Annotated in this window: 14 protein-coding genes; 1 reads left to right on the top strand and 13 read right to left on the bottom strand. The window is 69.5% G+C overall.

What is annotated here, in order from left to right:
- Positions 1-37: 37 nt before the first annotated feature.
- The 3 genes from H1R19_RS17655 to H1R19_RS17645 form a co-directional block, all read right to left on the bottom strand.
- Entirely contained in the window at positions 38-490 is a 453-nt protein-coding gene (locus H1R19_RS17655) for an SRPBCC family protein (RefSeq protein WP_188328701.1), read from the bottom strand.
- Between the two features lie 78 nt (positions 491-568).
- Entirely contained in the window at positions 569-1,990 is a 1,422-nt protein-coding gene (locus H1R19_RS17650) for an AIM24 family protein (RefSeq protein ID WP_219849697.1), read from the bottom strand.
- A 35-nt stretch (positions 1,991-2,025) separates the two neighbouring features.
- A complete protein-coding gene (locus tag H1R19_RS17645; RefSeq protein WP_219849696.1) occupies positions 2,026-4,785 on the bottom strand; it encodes an Ig-like domain-containing protein in 2,760 nt (919 codons plus the stop codon).
- A 455-nt stretch (positions 4,786-5,240) separates the two neighbouring features.
- Between H1R19_RS17645 and H1R19_RS17640 the strand changes: the two genes are divergently transcribed.
- The gene (locus H1R19_RS17640; RefSeq protein WP_188328698.1) at positions 5,241-5,381 is read left to right on the top strand and encodes a hypothetical protein; all 141 of its coding nucleotides are present in this window, start codon (positions 5,241-5,243) and stop codon (positions 5,379-5,381) included.
- A 120-nt stretch (positions 5,382-5,501) separates the two neighbouring features.
- Here the strand turns inward: H1R19_RS17640 and H1R19_RS17635 are convergent, their stop codons facing one another.
- The 10 genes from H1R19_RS17635 to H1R19_RS17590 all read right to left on the bottom strand — a co-directional run bounded on the left by H1R19_RS17635 (position 5,502) and on the right by H1R19_RS17590 (position 17,831).
- Positions 5,502-6,992, bottom strand: coding sequence for a sugar transferase (locus H1R19_RS17635; protein WP_244970743.1), 1,491 nt, complete (start codon positions 6,990-6,992; stop codon positions 5,502-5,504).
- 149 nt (positions 6,993-7,141) lie between these two features.
- A complete protein-coding gene (locus tag H1R19_RS17630) occupies positions 7,142-7,846 on the bottom strand; it encodes a GAF domain-containing protein (protein WP_219849695.1) in 705 nt (234 codons plus the stop codon).
- Between the two features lie 49 nt (positions 7,847-7,895).
- Entirely contained in the window at positions 7,896-9,071 is a 1,176-nt protein-coding gene (locus H1R19_RS17625) for an alpha/beta hydrolase (protein ID WP_219849694.1), read from the bottom strand.
- The gene (locus H1R19_RS17620; RefSeq protein ID WP_219849693.1) at positions 9,068-10,336 is read right to left on the bottom strand and encodes a hypothetical protein; all 1,269 of its coding nucleotides are present in this window, start codon (positions 10,334-10,336) and stop codon (positions 9,068-9,070) included. Before H1R19_RS17620 ends, H1R19_RS17625 begins: the two co-directional genes overlap by 4 nt.
- On the bottom strand, positions 10,323-11,429 hold the full coding sequence (locus H1R19_RS17615; RefSeq protein WP_188328915.1) for a glycosyltransferase: 1,107 nt from the start codon (positions 11,427-11,429) through the stop codon (positions 10,323-10,325). Before H1R19_RS17615 ends, H1R19_RS17620 begins: the two co-directional genes overlap by 14 nt.
- A 4-nt stretch (positions 11,430-11,433) precedes the next feature.
- The gene (locus tag H1R19_RS17610) at positions 11,434-12,843 is read right to left on the bottom strand and encodes a YveK family protein (RefSeq protein ID WP_219849692.1); all 1,410 of its coding nucleotides are present in this window, start codon (positions 12,841-12,843) and stop codon (positions 11,434-11,436) included.
- A 191-nt stretch (positions 12,844-13,034) separates the two neighbouring features.
- Complete coding sequence (locus H1R19_RS17605; protein ID WP_219849691.1) at positions 13,035-14,132, bottom strand: glycoside hydrolase 5 family protein; 1,098 nt, start codon at positions 14,130-14,132, stop codon at positions 13,035-13,037.
- Between the two features lie 47 nt (positions 14,133-14,179).
- A complete protein-coding gene (locus H1R19_RS17600; RefSeq protein WP_188328692.1) occupies positions 14,180-15,292 on the bottom strand; it encodes a glycosyltransferase family 4 protein in 1,113 nt (370 codons plus the stop codon).
- Positions 15,289-16,836, bottom strand: a complete 1,548-nt coding sequence (locus H1R19_RS17595; RefSeq protein ID WP_188328691.1) for a flippase — start codon at positions 16,834-16,836, stop codon at positions 15,289-15,291. The genes H1R19_RS17600 and H1R19_RS17595 overlap by 4 nt, the downstream gene beginning before the upstream one ends.
- Positions 16,833-17,831, bottom strand: coding sequence for a glycosyltransferase family 4 protein (locus tag H1R19_RS17590; protein WP_188328690.1), 999 nt, complete (start codon positions 17,829-17,831; stop codon positions 16,833-16,835). Before H1R19_RS17590 ends, H1R19_RS17595 begins: the two co-directional genes overlap by 4 nt.
- Positions 17,832-17,860: the final 29 nt, after the last annotated feature.

Genomic DNA, 17,860 nt, shown 5'->3' with positions numbered 1-17,860 from the left:
CCGGGGTGCCGTCGCCGGGGCGCGGACAGGCGCGCCGTCAGCGTCGGGCGGCCCACTCGTCGACCAGGCGGGGCAACTTCTTGGCGCTCGCCGACAGCGATCGCTGGAAGGCACGGATGGCCAGCGCGTCGGCGATCTTGCCCAGCGCACCGCCCACGCCGTCGTTGTGGACGCGGTAGGTGAGGCTGACACCGTCGCGGAGCTCAGCGAACGTCGCCGAGATGCTGAAGCCGAACGGGGACTCGGTGGACCGGAACTCGGTGACCTCACCGGTGTCGACGCGGGTGAACTCGCCGACCCAGTCCACGGCGCGACCGAGGGCCTTCATCTGACCTTTCCATGTGGTGCCAACGACGACGGGTCCTGCGGACACCGGCTCGATGGCGACGACGCCGGGGGTCAGCGCCGCGACGTGGTCGGGGATCAGGCAGTACTCCCACACCGTGGTGACGGGGTGCTTGACGACGACGGTGGCAGAGGCTTCCGGCATGAGCGCGACCCTACCGTCACCCCCGGATTTCGTAGCGAAAGTTGGCGTATAGCGCGCATTTTCGCTACCGAATGCCGGTCAACGACCGAGGATGCCGCCCAGCATGCCGCCGGCGCCGGAGCCCGCGGCGCCTCCTCCGCCGGTGCCGCGGACGAAGCCGCCCGGCGGCAACTCGGAGGGCTGCACGACGACGAACCCCTGCCCGGAGAAGGCGAGGGTGAACCGCTCACCGGTGCTGCGGCCCATGAGCGTGCCGATGTTGAACGAGTCGTTGGACTTCACCGAGGTGCGCAGGCTCGACGACCAGGCGACCGCGGCCTGCGGATCGGCGTAGGTCGCGGCGTCGACGTTGAGGACCACCGGTGTGCCGTCGGTGGTGATCGCGATGCGTCCCCGGCCGGTGAACACACAGTTGAACATTCCGGCGTTGCTCATCGCGCCGGCGCCGTGCACACGTTCGATGTTGTAGGAGAGTGACGAGTCGAAGGCGAGCACGTTGGCGCCGTTGATGGTCAGGCCGTCGGAACCGTCGAGGTCGATGAGGTGAACGTCGGACGCGGCGTTGGCGAGGAACAGGTCGCCCCGGCCGGTCACCTTCATCAGCGGGACACCCTCCCCGGTCACGGCCTGCCGCATCATTCGGCCGAGACCGCCCGAACCGAGGGCTTCGAACTTCAGATCGCCCTGGTAGGCGACCATCGAGCCGCTGCGCGCCATGACCTCCCCGGACAAGCCGATGCGGCACATCTTGCTGCCCTGCTTCTGGATGCCCTGGCCGCTGACCTCGGCGTGGGACGGGGCGAACAGATCGCTGTGCATGGGTGCTCCCGAAGGTTGGGCGGTGGCAGGTGGTCGGGGTGGCGCTGCAGGTGGTGGTGGCGGAGCCGGAGGAGGTGTATTGCTCTGCGGCACAGGCGCGCCCGACTGCGGGGTCGGGGGCCACGGCTGCGGGTCGGTGACCCGCGGCGGCTGTCCGGGCGGCGGTGTCGGGGCCGGATCGTCGTCGACGTCGATACCGAACGCGGCAGCCAGCCCGGCGAGTCCCGCGTCGTAGCCCTGGCCGACGGCCCGCACCTTCCAGGTGTCGCCACGGCGGTAGATCTCCAGACAGACGACGGCCGCCTCGCTGGTCAGTCCTGTCGGGGTGAAGGTGAGTTCCTCGCCGCCGCCGGTGACGGTCGCGGTGAGTGCGCCTGCGGTGGCGAAGCTGGCCGGGCCCGTCCCGTCGAGGCTCGCGGCGACGACGACCGTCGTGATGTCCCGAGGCAAGGAGCGGGTGTCGATGGTGACGACGTCGGTTGCGCCGGCCGACCGGTAGCCGACGCCCGGGCCGTCGGGCTGGTTGTAGAAGATCAGATCGGCGTCGGAGCGTACCCGCCCGGCGTCGGTGAGCAGGATTGCCGAGGTGTTGACCGGTGAGGCCGATCGCACCGAGACGGTCACCGCCGACGACGGCAGTGGACGGTTCTCTCCGGCGGACAGCGTGGGCACGGGCTCCATTGTGCCAACAGGGAGACGCCGACGGGCGGAGTGGATCAGCTCAACACGGCTGATCCACCATCACTCGTGGGTTCGGGAGCGTCAATGTGCCCGTAGAAGACCAGATGGTATTCGTCGAAACTGACGAGCGGGAACGGCAAGAGGTAGTAGTTCGATCCGCCGTGACCGTCGTCCAGCTTGAAGATCACCGGGGCGTAGCGGTCGGCGAGAGTAGCCCCGGGGCTCGTGGCATGCGCAACTGCCGCCGCTGTGGGGACGAACCTGAAATCCCCTGACGAGGTGATGTTGACGACGCCCCGGTCCACGATGAAAGTGTTGGGGTGCTCACCCGGCGTGGCGCCGTATACCGAGATCTGAACGGGGTCCATATCGCCGTCGACGACCCCCAGGTAGGCGGTAGATATGCGGCTCTGGTGGAACTCATGCAGGTAAATCGTCCACGTGCTGACCGTCGGCACGCTGTTGGCAGGAACGATGGTCAACTGCACCTCGTATGCGACGGTGCCGCCGTGTCCGTCGTCGATGGTGCCGGTGAAGGTATCGGTTGTTGATGCCCCGGGGACGGCTGCAGCGTGCCGCATCTCGGGGGAGGGGGTGTAGGTGAAGCGGCCGTCGGCGTGGACGACGACGGTGCCGCCACCGGCGCTGGTCGTGACCCCGGTGAACGAGAGTGTGTCACCGTCGGAGTCGATTCCCCGGACGTATCCGGTGACGGTCCCGGTCGCTCGGTCGGTCGCGTCGTGCGTCGAGCCGATGAATGCCGGGGCGGTGTTCGACCGGCTGATGGAGACGTGGATGCCGACGGTCGTCGTGCCGCCGTGTCCGTCGCTCACCGTGACGGTGATGGTGTCGGTGGTTGATGCCCCGGGAACGGCTGCGGCGTGCCGCATCTCGGGGGTCGGGGTGTAGGTGAAGGTGCCGTCGGCGTTGACGGCGACGGTGCCGCCTCTGGCGCTGGTGGGGCCGCCGCTGAAGGTGAGTGTGTCTCCGTCGGCGTCGGCGCCGTACACCTGCCCGACGAGAGTGCCCGTGGTCCCGTCCGCTGTCTGCGAGTAGTAACCGGGAGCGACCGGGACCGTATTGGTGGGGCTGATGACGACGTCGACGGTCAGAGTCGTCGAGCCGCCGTGCCCGTCGCTCACCGTGACGGTGAAGGTGTCGGTCGCCGAGGCCCCGGGGACGGCTGCGGCGTGCCGCATCGTGTGGGTGGGGGTATAGGTGAATCTGCCGTCGGCGCGGACGGCGACGGTGCCGCCGCCGGCGCTGGTGGTGCCGCCGGTGAAGGTGAGTGTGTCTCCGTCGGCGTCAGTACCGCCGACCCGCCCGGTTACTGCGCCGGTGCCGGCTGCGGGAGTGGATCTGTCGACGAGAGAGACCTCCGGCGCGTCATTGGCCGGGTCGATCGGGACGACGATATTGATGGTCCGCGTGCGGACACCGTCGCTCACGACGACCTCGAAGGTGTCGAACCGGTCTGCGGCAGTGCTTGTCCCGGAGGCGGCCGCATGGCGGAGGGCGTCGGTCGGGGTGTAGGTGTAGGTGCCGTCGGCGTTGACGACGACGGTGCCGCCGTTGGTGGATGTGGACGGACCGGAGAAGCTCGGCGTGCCTGCGCCGGGGCCCGCGACGACGTCGGTCAGCGAGCCGGACACCGCACCAGTCTCTGGGTCCGGGGGGTCGGTGACGGGGACGGAGGGGATGTCACCCTGGTCGATCTGCACCGTGACCGTGGTGGTCGTGGTGTGTCCGGCGTCGCCGGTGAACAGGCCGCGGAGCAGCCCGGCCAATCCATGGATGTGGGGGTGACCCGCGTCGCTCGCCGTCACCGTGAACGTGTCGGTGCCGCCATCACGCACGAGGGTTGCCGATGGGGTGTAGGTGAACGTGCCGTCCGGGTTGATGGTCACGACACCGCTCGCGGGTCCGTCGGTGACGGTGTAGCCGAGGGAGTTGTCGTGGTCGACGATGTTCAGATCGCCGGTGACCTGGCCGCCGGTGAGGGGTGACACGGTCGGCATTCCGGCGCTGACCGGTTGCGCATTCGCGAACCGGCGGGTCCACCACAGCAGCGCCCACTGCAGCGGGTTGGTCGGTGCCGTGGTTCCGCCGTTCAGGAACGGGCTGCCCAGCAGGGCGAAGAGACCGATCACGCCGAGGTTCTCCGGCGTCGTGGTGCTCGTCGGCGGGCCGCTGCTCACTGTCGTGGTGGCGGTGATCGTCGGCGTCGAGATGGCCGCCGGTTGCGGCGAGGAGACCGGAGTGGTCCCGGCGCCGCCGTTGTCAGCACTGTCGTTCTCGGCACCGTCGGGTTCGGGCGCGGTGGTGCCGCTGTCCGTCGCGTCGGGAGTGTTCGCGAGGTCTCCGGACCCGTCGTCGACGGCCGGGGTCTGCTCTGGTGCTGCGGAATCCGGTTGTGCTGCCGAATCCGGTTGTGGTGCCGACGAGGTGGGCTCCGGGGCGGCGTGCGGTGGTGTGTCGGTGGCCGGTGGTGTCTCGGTGGTGGGTTCGGGTGCGGCCGGGACCGTTTCGTCATCGGGTGGGGTGTCGGTGCCGGCAGGGTCCTCTGCTGTGTCCGAACCCGGGCTGTCGGCCGTGTCGTCCGCATCTGATGAGTCGGGAGGTGTCGGGTCCGCGTCATCGCCGGCCGTCGAATCCGCGGACCCGCTCGAGGTCGATGCACCGCCGCCGGCGTCGTGGTCGTCGGCGAGTGCCGGCGCGTTGCCGCCGTAGAGAACGAGGCTGACACCCGCCGCTGCCGCGAGCATCCTGGTGCGATGGGTTCGAGACACGCGCATGCTTACTCCTGCTGAAGAAATGGACATGCACTCGTAGATGAGCGGAGACCCGGTTCCTCGAGAATCGGCCGATGAGGTGCGTGCATTCATACGGACCATAGCGGCAATTCCGGCATGAATGTGACTTTCCTTAGTCTTGCGTCTGATCGGACGAACGCCGGTGTTCCCCTGAGCCGCCGGGCATCTCGGCTCGCTGAAACAAAAATGGGACGAATTCTCGCCGATTCTTCGGCGGGGTACACCGGCTGCCCGTTGCCGGAAGAAATACCCATCGGGCCGTTCCCGTCGCTGATCCGCTGCGGTTGGTGAGGGCGGTAAATCAGTGGCGCCGGGGTGGACAGGTACGCCACCATGGGCGGCGATCGGATGGGCCAGGAGATGCCGGTGACGAGCCGCCACGGCGCGCACGCCGAGTGACCCTACGACACAGCGTGTTTCGTCCGAAGGAGGTTGTCATGACCGCAGTGCTGCTCGCGATCGCGAGCGGCATCGTCCTGCTCGTGGTCGTTGTCCGCACGGTCATCGTCGTCGTTGCCGACGACCCCGGCCGCATGCCCGACCGGCCCGCGTATGACACGCGCCGTCCGTATCCGTGATGCTCTTCAGGTCACGTGCCCCGGACAGCGCTGTGCGCGCCACAGGGGGTCCGCTCGGCAGGTACGACAGTGACACGGCCGACCGTCGGGGTGCCTGGCCGGCAGGGCGCCGAGGCACGGTCACTCGGCACGTTTGAGTACTGCCAACACCGTCAGCAGCAGGATCTTTATGTCGAGCCACAGCGACCAGTTCTCGATGTAGTAGTTGTCCCATTCGGCGCGGTCGGCGATCGATGTCTGGCCGCGGAGGCCGTGGACCTGCGCCCAGCCGGTGACGCCTGCCTTGACACGGTGCCGCTCCCCGTAGCGCCGGATCTGCACCTCGAACAGCGATACGTACTCGGGCCGTTCGGGTCGCGGCCCGACGAGGCTCATGTCGCCGCGGATCACGTTGAGCAACTGCGGCAACTCGTCCATCGACGTCGACCGCATGATCTTGCCGATCTTGGTTCGTCGATCCACTCCCTCGACGCCGCCGGGTGCGCTGCCGTCGGTCGGCCGGAACTTCTCGGCCTCTGGATCTTCGGGACGCATCGAGCGGAACTTGAGGCAGTTGAACACCTTCGCGTTGCGGCCGACCCGTGGCTGGGCGAAGAAGATGGGGCCCGGTGAACTCAGACGCACCAACAGCATGAGGGTCAGGAACAGCGGTGCGATGGCCACCAGGATCATGCCGGCGACGACGCGGTCGCCGATGTGCTTGGTACGGAATTGCCAGCCTCGCGGGCTGGTGTGGGGCACCGACATGAGCGGGAGTCCACCGATGTGGTCGATCCGGCTGCGCCTCCCGATGACGTCGAACATGCGCGGCACGATCCAGACCTTGATCCCGTGGCGGTGTGCGATGCGGACCGAGGCGGTCAGGCGTTCGACGTTGGTGACCGCGAAGGCGACGACGAGGATCTCGGCACCGGTGACCCGGATGGCCTCGTCGAGGTCGTCGACACCGCCGAGCTGGGGGATCTCGTTGGTGGGGCCGTCGTCGCGATCGAGTCGGGGAGGTGCGCCGGCCGCCAGGATGCCCACCGGCCGGAGCCCGTGTTCGGGCGCGGCAACCATCCGCCCCACCACCTGAGCGGTCACCGGGCCGTCGCCGATGATCAGGGTGGGGGACAGTAGGTGGCCGTGTTTGCGCAGACTGCGCTGGATGACGTCGCGCAGCAACCGCGCGAACGGCACCCAGAAGATCGCCGATAGCCAGAGCTTCGTCAGCGCGGCACCGGGCTGCTCGTCGAGCCCGAGTAGGAGCAGGCCACAGAGCAGGATCATCGCGGCCACGGTGCAACAGGTCATGACTCGACCGACCTCGTCGAGGAACCGTCGGTTGAGACCGCGGCGGTAGACCCCGCGAAGCGCGAAGATCATCACCAGGACCGGCGTGTACAGAGCAAGTGCTCCCACCGCCGGGTACTCGGGCTGGCGGTGGATCACCCACCAGACACCCATCGTCGTGGCGATCGACGAGGACAACACGTCGATGGACACGGTGACGATCGTGCTCAGGGGATCGTCGCGGATCAGATCTCCGAACGTGCGCCGAGATCTGGTCGCCTCGGGCACGGCGTCACGTGTCGTCGGCGAGATCTCGACCGGAGACAAACGGGTCGACAAGGGCACTCCATCCGCATGAACGGTCCCCCCGTCCCGACGATTGTAAGGCTATGTAACAACCTCGCGCTCACCTGCGGTGCTCGTGTCGCGGTGGCGATTTCCTCATCACGGCGCCGCCGCAGCAATCGACGGCGCTCAGGCCCCGAAGATCAGGCCCCGAAGATCAGCTCCCGAACCACAACCGAGAGGTCGGAGATGAGTTGCACTTCGGTGGCCGACCAATGGTGCGGTGCGGAGTCCGAGGCGCAGAATGTGCCGATCACATGACCGTCGTTGTCCGCCAGCGGGATACCGATGTACGCCGTGACCTCGCCCTTGGTGGCGGTCGAATGGCCGGACAACACCGGATGATCGGCGATGTCGTCGATGACGAGCGGCGAACCGCTCGCGACCGCGAGGACGCACAGTGAATCGAGCAGCGGCCTGGTGCGGGAACCCTCGACGTCCCCGGCGCTCCAGGCGAGCGCCGCCTGCGTCTGGCCGTCGGCGGTGATGACGTTGACCGCTGCATACGGCACGCCGAGGGCATCGACGGTCAGCCGAACCGCTTCGTCGAGGCCGGGATTCGGGGTGCCGTCGAGCAACCCGCTGTCCTCGATCGCACGGATGCGGTCCGGATCCGCGAGAACGGCGCGCAGCGTCGGCGCGATGGCCGTGTCGTTGCCGCGCAGGGCTTGGAGTACGGCGACCACGGCCTCGTCGGGAGAATCGGCGAACAGCGCGGACAACGTCTCTCCCGCCCGCACTTCCGATCCTGTTGTTTCCGACGCCGTCGCTCCGGCCGGTGGGACCGCGTCACCCGCGGCCGCGATGATCTCCGGCGCGTCGACGCCGTTCTCGATGTTCGAACTCATGTACAACCCCTCCTGAAGCCCCGGTGTCCGGCGAGGCGACATGCCCGCATCAGGCACATGTGCTCGGCGTCGGACGCCCCGAATCGACGGCTTCAACCCAGTCCGCTGCTGCGGAACCGATGTCGAGTATGCCGTGCGGTTGTCGGCTCACCGTGACCGCAGTGATGTCATCGCCCATCCGGCAGGCCTGCCGAATGGCTGTCGCCGTCCACTTCGGCGGGATCACGGTGTCCTGTGTGCTGTAGGCGATGAGCATCGGCGCCGAGGCGCGCCCCTGCGGAAGGCTCGCCTCGCCGAGCCACCCGCGGAGGCGTTCGGCGGCCGCGTCGTCGACGGGTCGATAGTCCTCGGGCTCGGTGACATCGACGATGTCCTGCTTCTGCACCATCGCCGCGTCGTTGCATTCGAGGAAGACCCCGAAGGTCTCGCGGAGAGGGCCGCGCACGTAGTCGTCGATGTCGAGTTCCGGGTGGACCGTCTTCAGTCCCGTCAGGACGATCGGCAGGAACGAGATCTGCGCGGAGGAAAGCGTGCCGTTCGCCATCGCGTCGGCCAGGGGCCGGATGTCGAGTACGGGGCTCATGCTGACCGTCCCCCGCAAACGCAGCCCGGAACCGTAGGTCGTCGCGATCTCGTTGGCCCGGAACACCGCATGACCTCCCTGGGACACGCCGAAACCCCACCACTGGTCGGCGGTGTCGTCGATGACCGCACGCACCGCGCGTACCGAGTCGATGATGTTGTAGGCGGCCGGCAGCGGGTCCAGATATCGATGGGCGCCCGGTGTGCCGAGACCCTGATAGTCCGATTGCACGACGACGAAGCCCTGTTCGAGCAGGGTGGCGACGAGGTCGATGGTCCCCAGCAGGTTGCCGTACAGCGACGGTGCGCAGTCGCCTGCCACCCCGGTCGTCGGATGCCCCAGGGCGAGCACCGGCCATCCGCCCGCCGGTGCGGGTCCGCGCGGCACGAATGCCGCTGCCGACACCGGTACCAGTCGGTCGGTGCCCGGGTCGGTCGACTGATAGCGGAACCGCACGGACCGGTCGGCGATCCGCTCGAGCGAGCCGTAGGCGTCGGTCGCGATCGGCGCGCCGACCAGATCTCCCGGCGACGATGCCGACGCCGGCCCGGGCGCGCTGCCCGCCGAACATGCCGTCGCGCAGAAAACGGTGAGAAGCGCGACGGCGAGGAGGATTCCGGGAGAGGCGGCCCGCCGCCTCATGACCGCTCGAGCAGCTGCTGCAACAACGACACCGGATGCTCGCACAGGGTCTCCAGCGCCGCTTCGATCTCCGGACGTCCGATGAAGGCGTCGCAGAACGTCGTCGTGAAACTGCGGGCACCGTCGATCTCGCTGACGAGCATGCTCGCCGCGTCGGGGCCGTCGGGCTCGACATAGGCGAACAGGTGATGCGACGCCGCCGACGAATCCCACTGCAGGTCGCCGAAGATCCCGACCCGGCCCAGGTCGCTGACCGACAGCCGCAACCGATCCGGCACGGTGATCGATCCGGCGGCAGCCGGCGTCGTCGACGGGCGCAAGCGTTCACGCACTTCGCCCGACGCCAGGATCGCTGCCGGCCAGCCCGATTCGGCGACCGCACGGATTCGGTCGCCGATCTCCATGGGCGTCGCGGCGGCCGGGAAGCGGACCGGGATGCCCACCGCGAAGTTGCCGTGGGCGTCGGCGTGGGCGGGATCGAGGTATCGCCGGCAGTCGAAGAGGATCTGGGTGCTGTCGTCGACGGCGACGCCGTGGGCGGTGAGCGCCGCCCGCCACAGCGCGACGGTCACCGCCGCCGAGGACATCCGCACCCCGGTGTCGGTGATCGCCTGCTTCACCTCGGTGACGCACCGGGCGGACATCGAGGCGGTGACGGCGCTACGCGACGACTGCCAGTCGGTGATGGTGCGTTGCGCGACATCGGTATTCGCCTCGGGGGGCGCGGCGTTGGCCGAACGCAACGCGACGATGTCGCGGATACGACGCGGGTGGCGCAGGACGTGGCGACGCAGCGCCTGCCAGGCCGCGCCGGCGGGCAGCGACTTCTCGAACCGCTGGGCCATCGGGAACTCATGGCGACTGGCCACCCCGGCGATCTGTTCGATGCCGAGTCGGCCGTCGCCCATGCCGTGGGTGTGGTCGATGACCAGCCACGGGCCGCAGACCAGTACCTCCAGACGTGGCAGGGGTTCGGGCGCGGCGCGCAGGCGCATCATGATCTCGCCGACGGGCAGATCCGCGAGATCGGGGCGCTCGGACACCCGGGGCGGGTTCGCCGCGTCGTGGACCCACGTGGACGACGACGGGTCGGGCACGAGCGTCAGACGCGACTTCGGGGTCCAGGCCTGGGCCAGCCGCTCGCGGATGCGATCGAGGTCCAGGGGTGCCATCGGTCCGGTCACCGAGATGGTCCGCGACGTCGACAACGCCCGATCCAGTACGGACGCACGGGTTGTCGTCGTCTCCGACTCAGAGCGCCGCATCGACGACCTCGCGCATCTCGTCGCGGAAACGTTCCCGGCGGAACCTCTCGGCCCAGGCGCGGATCACGGTGCGGTCGTAGTCCTCGACGGCGAACTCGCGCAACGACTTCGCGAGTCGCTCGATGATCTCGTCGTCGGTGCCCGGCTCGATGAGCAGCCCGGTCGACTCGGGTATGACGGTGTCGAGGGCCCCGCCTTCGCCGAGGGCGATGACCGGTGTCCCGGTTGCCATGGCCTCCACCGGCACGATGCCGAAGTCCTCGATGCCGGGCATCAGGACCGCGCGGGCGCTGCGGTGCAGGTTCAGCAACGTCTCGTGGGGGACCCGGCCGAGGAATGTCGTTCTGGGACCGGCGAGTTCGCGACACTGCTCCATGGCGCGGCCGTCGCCGGCGACCACGAGCCGCACGTCGGCCTTCGCGGCCGCGGCGATCGCGATGTCGGGCCGCTTATACGGGACGAGGCGCCCGGCGAGCAGATAGAAGTCCTCACGCGGCACCGCGGGGTCGGGGGTGAAACCGTCGAGGTCGACGGGCGGGTGCACCACGATCGCGTCGCGTCCCCAGTGCTCGCGGATGCGTGCGGCCACCGCCGACGAGTTCGCGACGACGGTGTGCAGGCGTGGCGCAGCACCGATCTCGCACCGGCGGGCAACCACCGACAGCGCCGACAGGATGGCGGCACCGGCGGCGCCACCGCCTTCGCCGGCCCGCAGCGACGGGTCCCACGCCCACCGCGCCGGGCTGTGCACGTAGGCGATGACAGGGGCCTGCGTCGCGAACACCGACTGCGTGGCGAAGGCGTGATGGCTGGCCACGACCGCGGAGGCATCGCGCAGCGGCATCCGCCGAAACGCCATGGGCATCAACGGCAGCAGCGGCGCGTAACTGCGTTCGCCGAGCATCCGGTAGGCACGGTCGAGGGAGGTGGTGATCGGCGGCTCGGTCAGCCCGGCCGGGATGCCCGCGGCCCGCGCGATCGGCGCGTGGACCTCGACCCGTGGCCACGTGGCAGCCAGCTGTTCGACGACGTGTTCCGACCCGGCGATCTCGGTGAGGCGCTCGTGGACGATGGCGATGCGGTCACGGGCGATGCGGTCACCGCGCATGGCTGTCCGCATCTCGGGGAGGTACACGGAATCGGTCCGAGTCGAACGGGACACCGGCCGAGGCCTCGTGCGACGGCGTACGCGTCATGGGCGTCCGGCCCTCGGCCCGAACGTGTTCGGTGGGTACGTCTCCGCTCGGGAACGGCTCGTAACCGGCCGCATCGGCGCCGCGCAGGGTGGCGGGCAGGAGCCGATCGGCCGGCCGGCCGGGTGCGCGGGTGGCCGATCGTTGCACGACGAGGTGCCGGGTCACCCCGATCGCGGCCAGTTGTGTCAGTGCCTGTTCGACGGGTTCGCGATCGTTCTCCGCGTCCGAGACGACGACCACCGCCAAGGCGAGCTGGGCGGGATCGAGGCGCTGCCACCACGGATCGGTGAGCGCGAGATGCTCCACGCGCATGGGGTGTCCGGCGCTCGCGTCGTCCTCGGCGGGGATCAGGGTGTCGACGAGGCCGTCGATGTGCACGGCGTCCCCGGTCAGGATCAGCGCGACCTGAGCCCGCCGATGACGCTGGGCGAGAGCCGGTAACAGCGTCGCGGGCAACGCAGGCTCGCCGGGCTTGCCGTAGGTGAGGTGAGCGCCGTACCGGTGGGCGATGCGGCGCGCCCAGATCGGGTTGGGACGGCGTCCGGATCGGCCCCGGACCAGCACCAGGATCTCGGCGGCGACGATCGCCGCCGCCAGGCCGGCCACGGCACCCTCCTGTCCGGGGTTGGGGGCGACCGGCTTCTCACCGGCCGACGGCGCGGCGAGGATCGTGAGGGTGTCCGTCGAGGAGTTCTGCAAACGGGTCAACTGGGCGTTGAGGTCGGCGAGGGTCGCATTCGACTCCGATTTCGAGTCGCCGCGATCGGGGAGTGCACGGTTGCGTGCGCGTTCGGCGGTGACCTGGGCGCGGAGCTGATCGACCTGCCTGCTGATGTCGCGGGCATGGTTGGACACCGACGCCGCCGAGATCGCGGTGACCATCGCGCGGGCCACCCCCTCGGCCTGCTCGCTGGTCGGCGCCGTCGCGGTGAACAGCATCAGCGATGGCGAGGTGCCCGGGGAGGTGGCGACGTTGGCGCGCAGTTCGGCGGTGTCCCAACCGGTGTCGACCTGGGTCAGCACCTGGCGGAGGACGTTCTCGTCGGTGGACAGCGCGGTGAACGGTGCGCGCATCTGCTCGACGAATGCGTCACCGGGGATGATGTTGCCGGCCGGGTTGATCTCGGCCACCACCGTCGCCGAGTACTTCTCGGCGACCAGGGCGGTCCGCAGTGCGAACACCCCGGCTCCGACGAGGACGCCGATGAGGATGGCGGGTACGGCGACGCGGGCGAGATCCCGGAAGTGGCCGAAGAGGTCGATCGAGGGCGGCGCGTCACGGCGCCCGGCGCTGTCGAGGCTGGAGCTCACACATCTCTCCTGTGGTGTCGGATGTCCCCCGGACGTCCCCCCCGGATAATGCACGTGCTCGATCGAGCGCGAAGTTCGATCACTTTTCGTTCACCATAACGAAGGATCTGGTCGGCCGCGGTGCTCGGACCGTGGCGTGGCGCCCGCCCGCACGCGGATCGGCGGACCCGCGTGCGGCGTGACACCCGGGCCTAACGCGAATCCAGCAGCGTGTAGGCCTGCTTGGGAGACCAGTCGCGGCGCACGAGCCCGAAGTTGTGTTCCAGGTTGTTGGGGTCGGTACCCGCGTCGCGCAGCGAATACACGAACAACGGTCCGAGCCAGGGCGCGTCGTACTGGGCGCCGACGGCGACCTCGATGCTCTGCGCCTGAAACGCCTCTGACACCGAGTTGGTCCCGGTCCCCGTCGGTGCTCCGAACTCGGTCATCCAGATCTTCTTGTCGGCATCACCCGCGGCCACCATGATGTCCCGCATGTCCCACATGCGCGCGGCGGTGCTCCACGATGCCGCCGCCGGATCGTTGGGCAGCGCGGGGTAGGTGTAGGGGTGCACGCTCAACGCGTCGAAGGAACGGTTGTACCCGCCCTGATAGAGGTTGCGCACGAACGTCAGTGGGGCGATGTCGCGACCGTTGTCGGTGCCGGGTGCCAGGCCGCCGGAGATCACCGCGGCGCCGGGGACCACGCGTTTGATGGCCGCATACGACGCGTCGAGCAGCCTGCCGTACTCGGTGGAGTTGGCGCGGGGCAGCCAGTAATTGGCCAGGTTGGGCTCGTTCCAGATCTCCCACACCGCGATGGAGTCGGCGTACCGCTGCGCGGCGGCGGCGGCGAACGACGCGAACAGGTTCGGGTCGGCCGGGCGGTAATGGCTGTTGCGGGGGAAGTCGGTGATGCGCGCCGCCCACAGCGGGGTGTAGGTGGCCAGGCCGACCGGGCACATGCCGTGCGCGACGATCGCATTGACCACGCGGTCGATCGGTGCCCAGTTGCGCTGTCCACGACGCGGTTCCACCACAGACCAGTCGACGTCGAGGCGCACGGCCCACATGTTGAGGTTCTTGGCCACCGTCAGCTCACGGTTGAGGTCTCCGTCGGAGGCGCCGAGGAGTCCGGCGCCGGGTGACGCCGCGATCTTCTTGTTCCCACCGGACAACTCGCAGGTCGGCGGTGCCGAATGGGCGTCGCTGCGCACCCACATGATGGATGCGAGCGTGGCGAGCAAGATGCACGCACAGGCGAGTGCCGAGCGCGTGGTCTTACGCCGACGGGTCAGGGACCGGTTCATGGGGAGCCTATCTAGGGATGTGCGCCACGGGCGCGAACTGTGTGCCGTCATGGGGACAACAACTTCTCGAGCATACGCGGTAATGTGACCGATTTGTCGTGTCCGTCTGCGATACGTTTCCGCGCCTCTCCGGCCAGCGAACGTCGCAGGTCGGCGTCGTCGAGGACGCGGGTGATGGCCGAGGCCAACGCATCCGGGTCCGACGGTGCGACGAGGACCCCGGCCCCGTCGCGCAGGAACTCGGTGGTGCCGCCGTGATCGGTTCCGACGACCGGCTTTCCGTAGGACATGGCCTCCAGGACCGACAGCGGACCGGCTTCGGGGGTGACGCTGGCCGAGACGACGACGTCCCAGCGCTCCAGCGCCGCGCGCAGGTCGGTGTGGCCGAGGAACCGCACGCGTCCCGCCAGGTCGGGCTGCCGGGCCCGATCCCGCAGCGAGGCAACGTGGTCGGCGTCGCCGGGAAACGAGCCGCCGGCGAACTCGACTTCGACGCCGGGGACGGTCGCCACGGCGTCGAGCAACACCGCATGACCTTTCCACGGCGTGAGCAACGCGAGGATCCCGACGACGGGCGGATGATGCAGATCGGTCGGGAGCGCGGGCACCGGCCAGTCGACCCCGTTGTGGGCGACGACGACCGGCAGGCCCATCTCGGCGAGGGGTGCCGCCGTCGCCTCCGACACCGCCACCGCCCGCCGGACGACGGGTGCGCTCGCGCGGATGACCGCGGTCTGCCGCCCCGAGGACACGGTGTCGTGGACCAGCCACGAGATGCGGCCGCGGGGTCGCGCGATCCGGGCCGCGGGCAGGGCGAACAGCGAGTTGAGGACCGTCGAGGTGTCCTCGCGCCGCGTGAGGCGACGCAGCGTGAGACCGGCACGCGCCCAGTCGATCAGCAGGCGGCCGGCACCCAGCAGCCGGCGGGAGCCGCGTTCACCGCTCAGGCCCAGCGGCGGGATCGCCACGTGGACGGCGCCGGGCGGCAGTCGGCCGGGCAACGGGCCCTCGGGGCAGACGACGAGCACGCGGTGACCGCGGCCGGCCGCGACGTCGACGAGATCGAGCAGAACCTTCTCCGCCCCGGACACCTGCCCGGTGTGCGCCACGAAGACGATCGTCTGTGTCGGTGGGGGATCGGCCGGTGGGGGATCGGTCATCGGACCACCTTCGCGTGTCGGCCGGGCGGCGAGGTCGCCGTCCGGAACAGCAGGAGCGCAGGCGCGGCGACGACGAGTGCGGCAGCGCCGGAGACCACGGGCCATGGCACCGAGTCGACCGCCCACATCCCGAGCGCGCACACCGCCGCGGTCAGCACGGTCAGCGCGACGAGCGCACCGACCGGGAGCAGGCCGGTGACCGGCAGTGTCCGCGCGATCACCACCCACAGGGCCACCGCGGAGACCCCGAAGGTGACGACGGTCGCCACCGCCGCCCCGTTGTAGGAGTACCGCGGGATCAGGACGATGTTGAGAACGATGTTCAGTGCCAGCCCGCTGACCGCGATCCACGGGTACCGGGCGGCGAAACCGGTGGAGGCGAGCAGGAAGATGCCGAGCACCACGAGCGCCATGATCGCCGCACCGAGGACCAGGAAGCGTGCGGCGAAGGCACCTTCGACGAAACGGTCCCCGTACAGCAGACCGATGATGTGGTCGGCGCTGGGCCAGAAGGCCGCGACCGTCACCGCACCCCCCGTCCCGAAGAGGATGGCGGCGGTTCGGCATCGCTGCCGCAGCTCGGTGCTCCGATGCGGCCAGGCGGCGACCAGCAGGGTGCTGATCGGGCCGATGGCGGCAAGGATCAGCGTGTCCATGATGTCGGCGAATTTGTAACCGACGCTGTAGATGCCGACGGCGTCGAGTGTGTCGAGGAGACTCAGCAGCAGGACGTCGACCTTCTGCAACGCGATGGTGAGCGCGAAGCCGAGGGCGAGCGGCGCGGCGTCGCCGAGCATCGGTTTCCACCGCGACCACTCGATCACGCGGGACGGCCGCAACCCCGACGACCGGCGGGCGATGCCGACGACCTTGACGATCAGCGCGAAGACCTCGTTGGCGACCGGTGCGAGGACGAACACCAGCAACACCGGTGCGGCGAGCGCGGCGGCGATCGTCAACGCGAGTTGCAGTACCTGCCCGAGACTCTCGGCGATCGCGGTCAGCAGCAGCCGGTGCCTGCTCTGGAAGATGACCGTGAGTGCCTGGCCGGGCGTGGCGAACACGACCACGAGGCCTGCGATCGCGGTGGCGCGGATGACCTCGCCCGGATACTGCAGGACGACCACGTATGCGACGGCGATGAGGTAACCCACCGCGCCGAGCAGCACCCGCAACGCGATGAACGACGACGACGTCTTGGCCACGTCGTCGGCATCGTCGGAGATGAGCCGGGCCATCACCGCCCGGCCGACACCGAGGTCGGTGAAGATCGCGGTCAGCCCGAGCAGAGCGAACACGAACGAATAGGTGCCCCACTCCTCGGGCGAGAGCGTGCGCGCGATGATGACGCTGCCCAGCCAGCCGAGTGCCGCGATGACGATACGGCTGACCAGCATCGCCACCGTCGCGCGGGTGGCCGCCCGGCTGTCCGACGCCGGATGAGGGCCCGCCTCATCCGACGGCGCAGGCCCCGAAGACGTTGTCAGGGCCTGCTTCTCGACCTCCACGTCCGAAGGCAGCGGACCGGTGACCTCCGGGCTCACGGTGCATTCACATCTGGGTCGGCCGTGAAATCCGGGTCGACAGCCGGATCGGGGTCGACAGCCGGGACGTCGAGCCCGGCCGACCGATATGCCTCGACGGTGCGGCGCGCGGTGGCGTCCCAGCTCAGTGTCGCCGCGGTCGCGGTGCCGGCGACGACGAGTTCCGCGCGGGCGGCGGGGTCGCGGATCAGCGGCTCCACTGCGCGGACCCAGGCGTCCTCGTCGTGGTCGGCCACCAGCACGGCGCCTTCGGCGGCCACCTCCGGTAGTGCACCCACCGAGCTCGCGACCACTGCGCCGCCACAGGCCATCGCCTCCACCGGTGGCAATCCGTATCCCTCGTAGAACGACGCGTAGGCGGTCACTGTGGCCGCGGCGTAGAGGGCGGGCAGATCCTCGACGTCGACGTACCCGAGGCCGATCGCCGACGACGGGGCATCCGGGCCGGTGGAGCCCGCACCGCCGAGCACGCACGGGATGTCGAGGCGACGCGCCACCGCGGCCACCAGTTCGACGTTCTTGCGGGGTTCGATCGTGCCGATCTGCATCACGAATCGTTCGGGCAGATCGTATTTCGCCCGGACGCGTGCGATGTCGGCCGGTGCGGGTGGCCGTGCCCAGCCGGCGGGGGCGAGTTCGGTGACGTGCGCCTGGCGCCCGCACACCTTGCGGATGCGGTCGGCGGTGAACTCGGAGACGGCGATGAGCACGTCGGCGCGGCGCAGGGTCGTGCGGACGAGTACCGACTCGCCCGCGGCGCGGAACCGGCTCGACGCCGACGGCATGTCGAGGACCGACAGATCGTGCACCGTCGCCACCGTCGTCGACGGGCCGGTGATCGGCAGGTCGACGTCGAGTCCGTGGAACAGCCCGCCGCCACGGGTGGGCAGGACGCCGAGGACCGCGCGGCGGACGCCTTCGGCGACGGGACGCCGGATCGGTGCGATCGACGGTGGCAACTCGCCGGTGGCGTCGTCCTGGACGATCGCGGACACCGCGGTGTCGGGAAGATGAGCGGGCAGTG

The organism is Gordonia jinghuaiqii, assembly GCF_014041935.1.
Taxonomy (GTDB): domain Bacteria; phylum Actinomycetota; class Actinomycetes; order Mycobacteriales; family Mycobacteriaceae; genus Gordonia; species Gordonia jinghuaiqii.
This window is presented reverse-complemented; position numbering and strand designations above follow the sequence as displayed.

What these genes read in the sequence shown, in the direction of transcription:
- H1R19_RS17625 (WP_219849694.1), bottom strand. Translation starts at nt 9,071, where the DNA reads ATGAGGCGGCGGGCCGCCTCTCCCGGAATCCTCCTCGCCGTCGCGCTT.
- H1R19_RS17620 (WP_219849693.1), bottom strand. Translation starts at nt 10,336, where the DNA reads ATGCGGCGCTCTGAGTCGGAGACGACGACAACCCGTGCGTCCGTACTG.
- H1R19_RS17640 (WP_188328698.1), top strand. Translation starts at nt 5,241, where the DNA reads ATGACCGCAGTGCTGCTCGCGATCGCGAGCGGCATCGTCCTGCTCGTG.
- H1R19_RS17655 (WP_188328701.1), bottom strand. Translation starts at nt 490, where the DNA reads ATGCCGGAAGCCTCTGCCACCGTCGTCGTCAAGCACCCCGTCACCACG.
- H1R19_RS17605 (WP_219849691.1), bottom strand. Translation starts at nt 14,132, where the DNA reads ATGAACCGGTCCCTGACCCGTCGGCGTAAGACCACGCGCTCGGCACTC.
- H1R19_RS17630 (WP_219849695.1), bottom strand. Translation starts at nt 7,846, where the DNA reads ATGAGTTCGAACATCGAGAACGGCGTCGACGCGCCGGAGATCATCGCG.
- H1R19_RS17650 (WP_219849697.1), bottom strand. Translation starts at nt 1,990, where the DNA reads ATGGAGCCCGTGCCCACGCTGTCCGCCGGAGAGAACCGTCCACTGCCG.
- H1R19_RS17600 (WP_188328692.1), bottom strand. Translation starts at nt 15,292, where the DNA reads ATGACCGATCCCCCACCGGCCGATCCCCCACCGACACAGACGATCGTC.
- H1R19_RS17645 (WP_219849696.1), bottom strand. Translation starts at nt 4,785, where the DNA reads ATGCGCGTGTCTCGAACCCATCGCACCAGGATGCTCGCGGCAGCGGCG.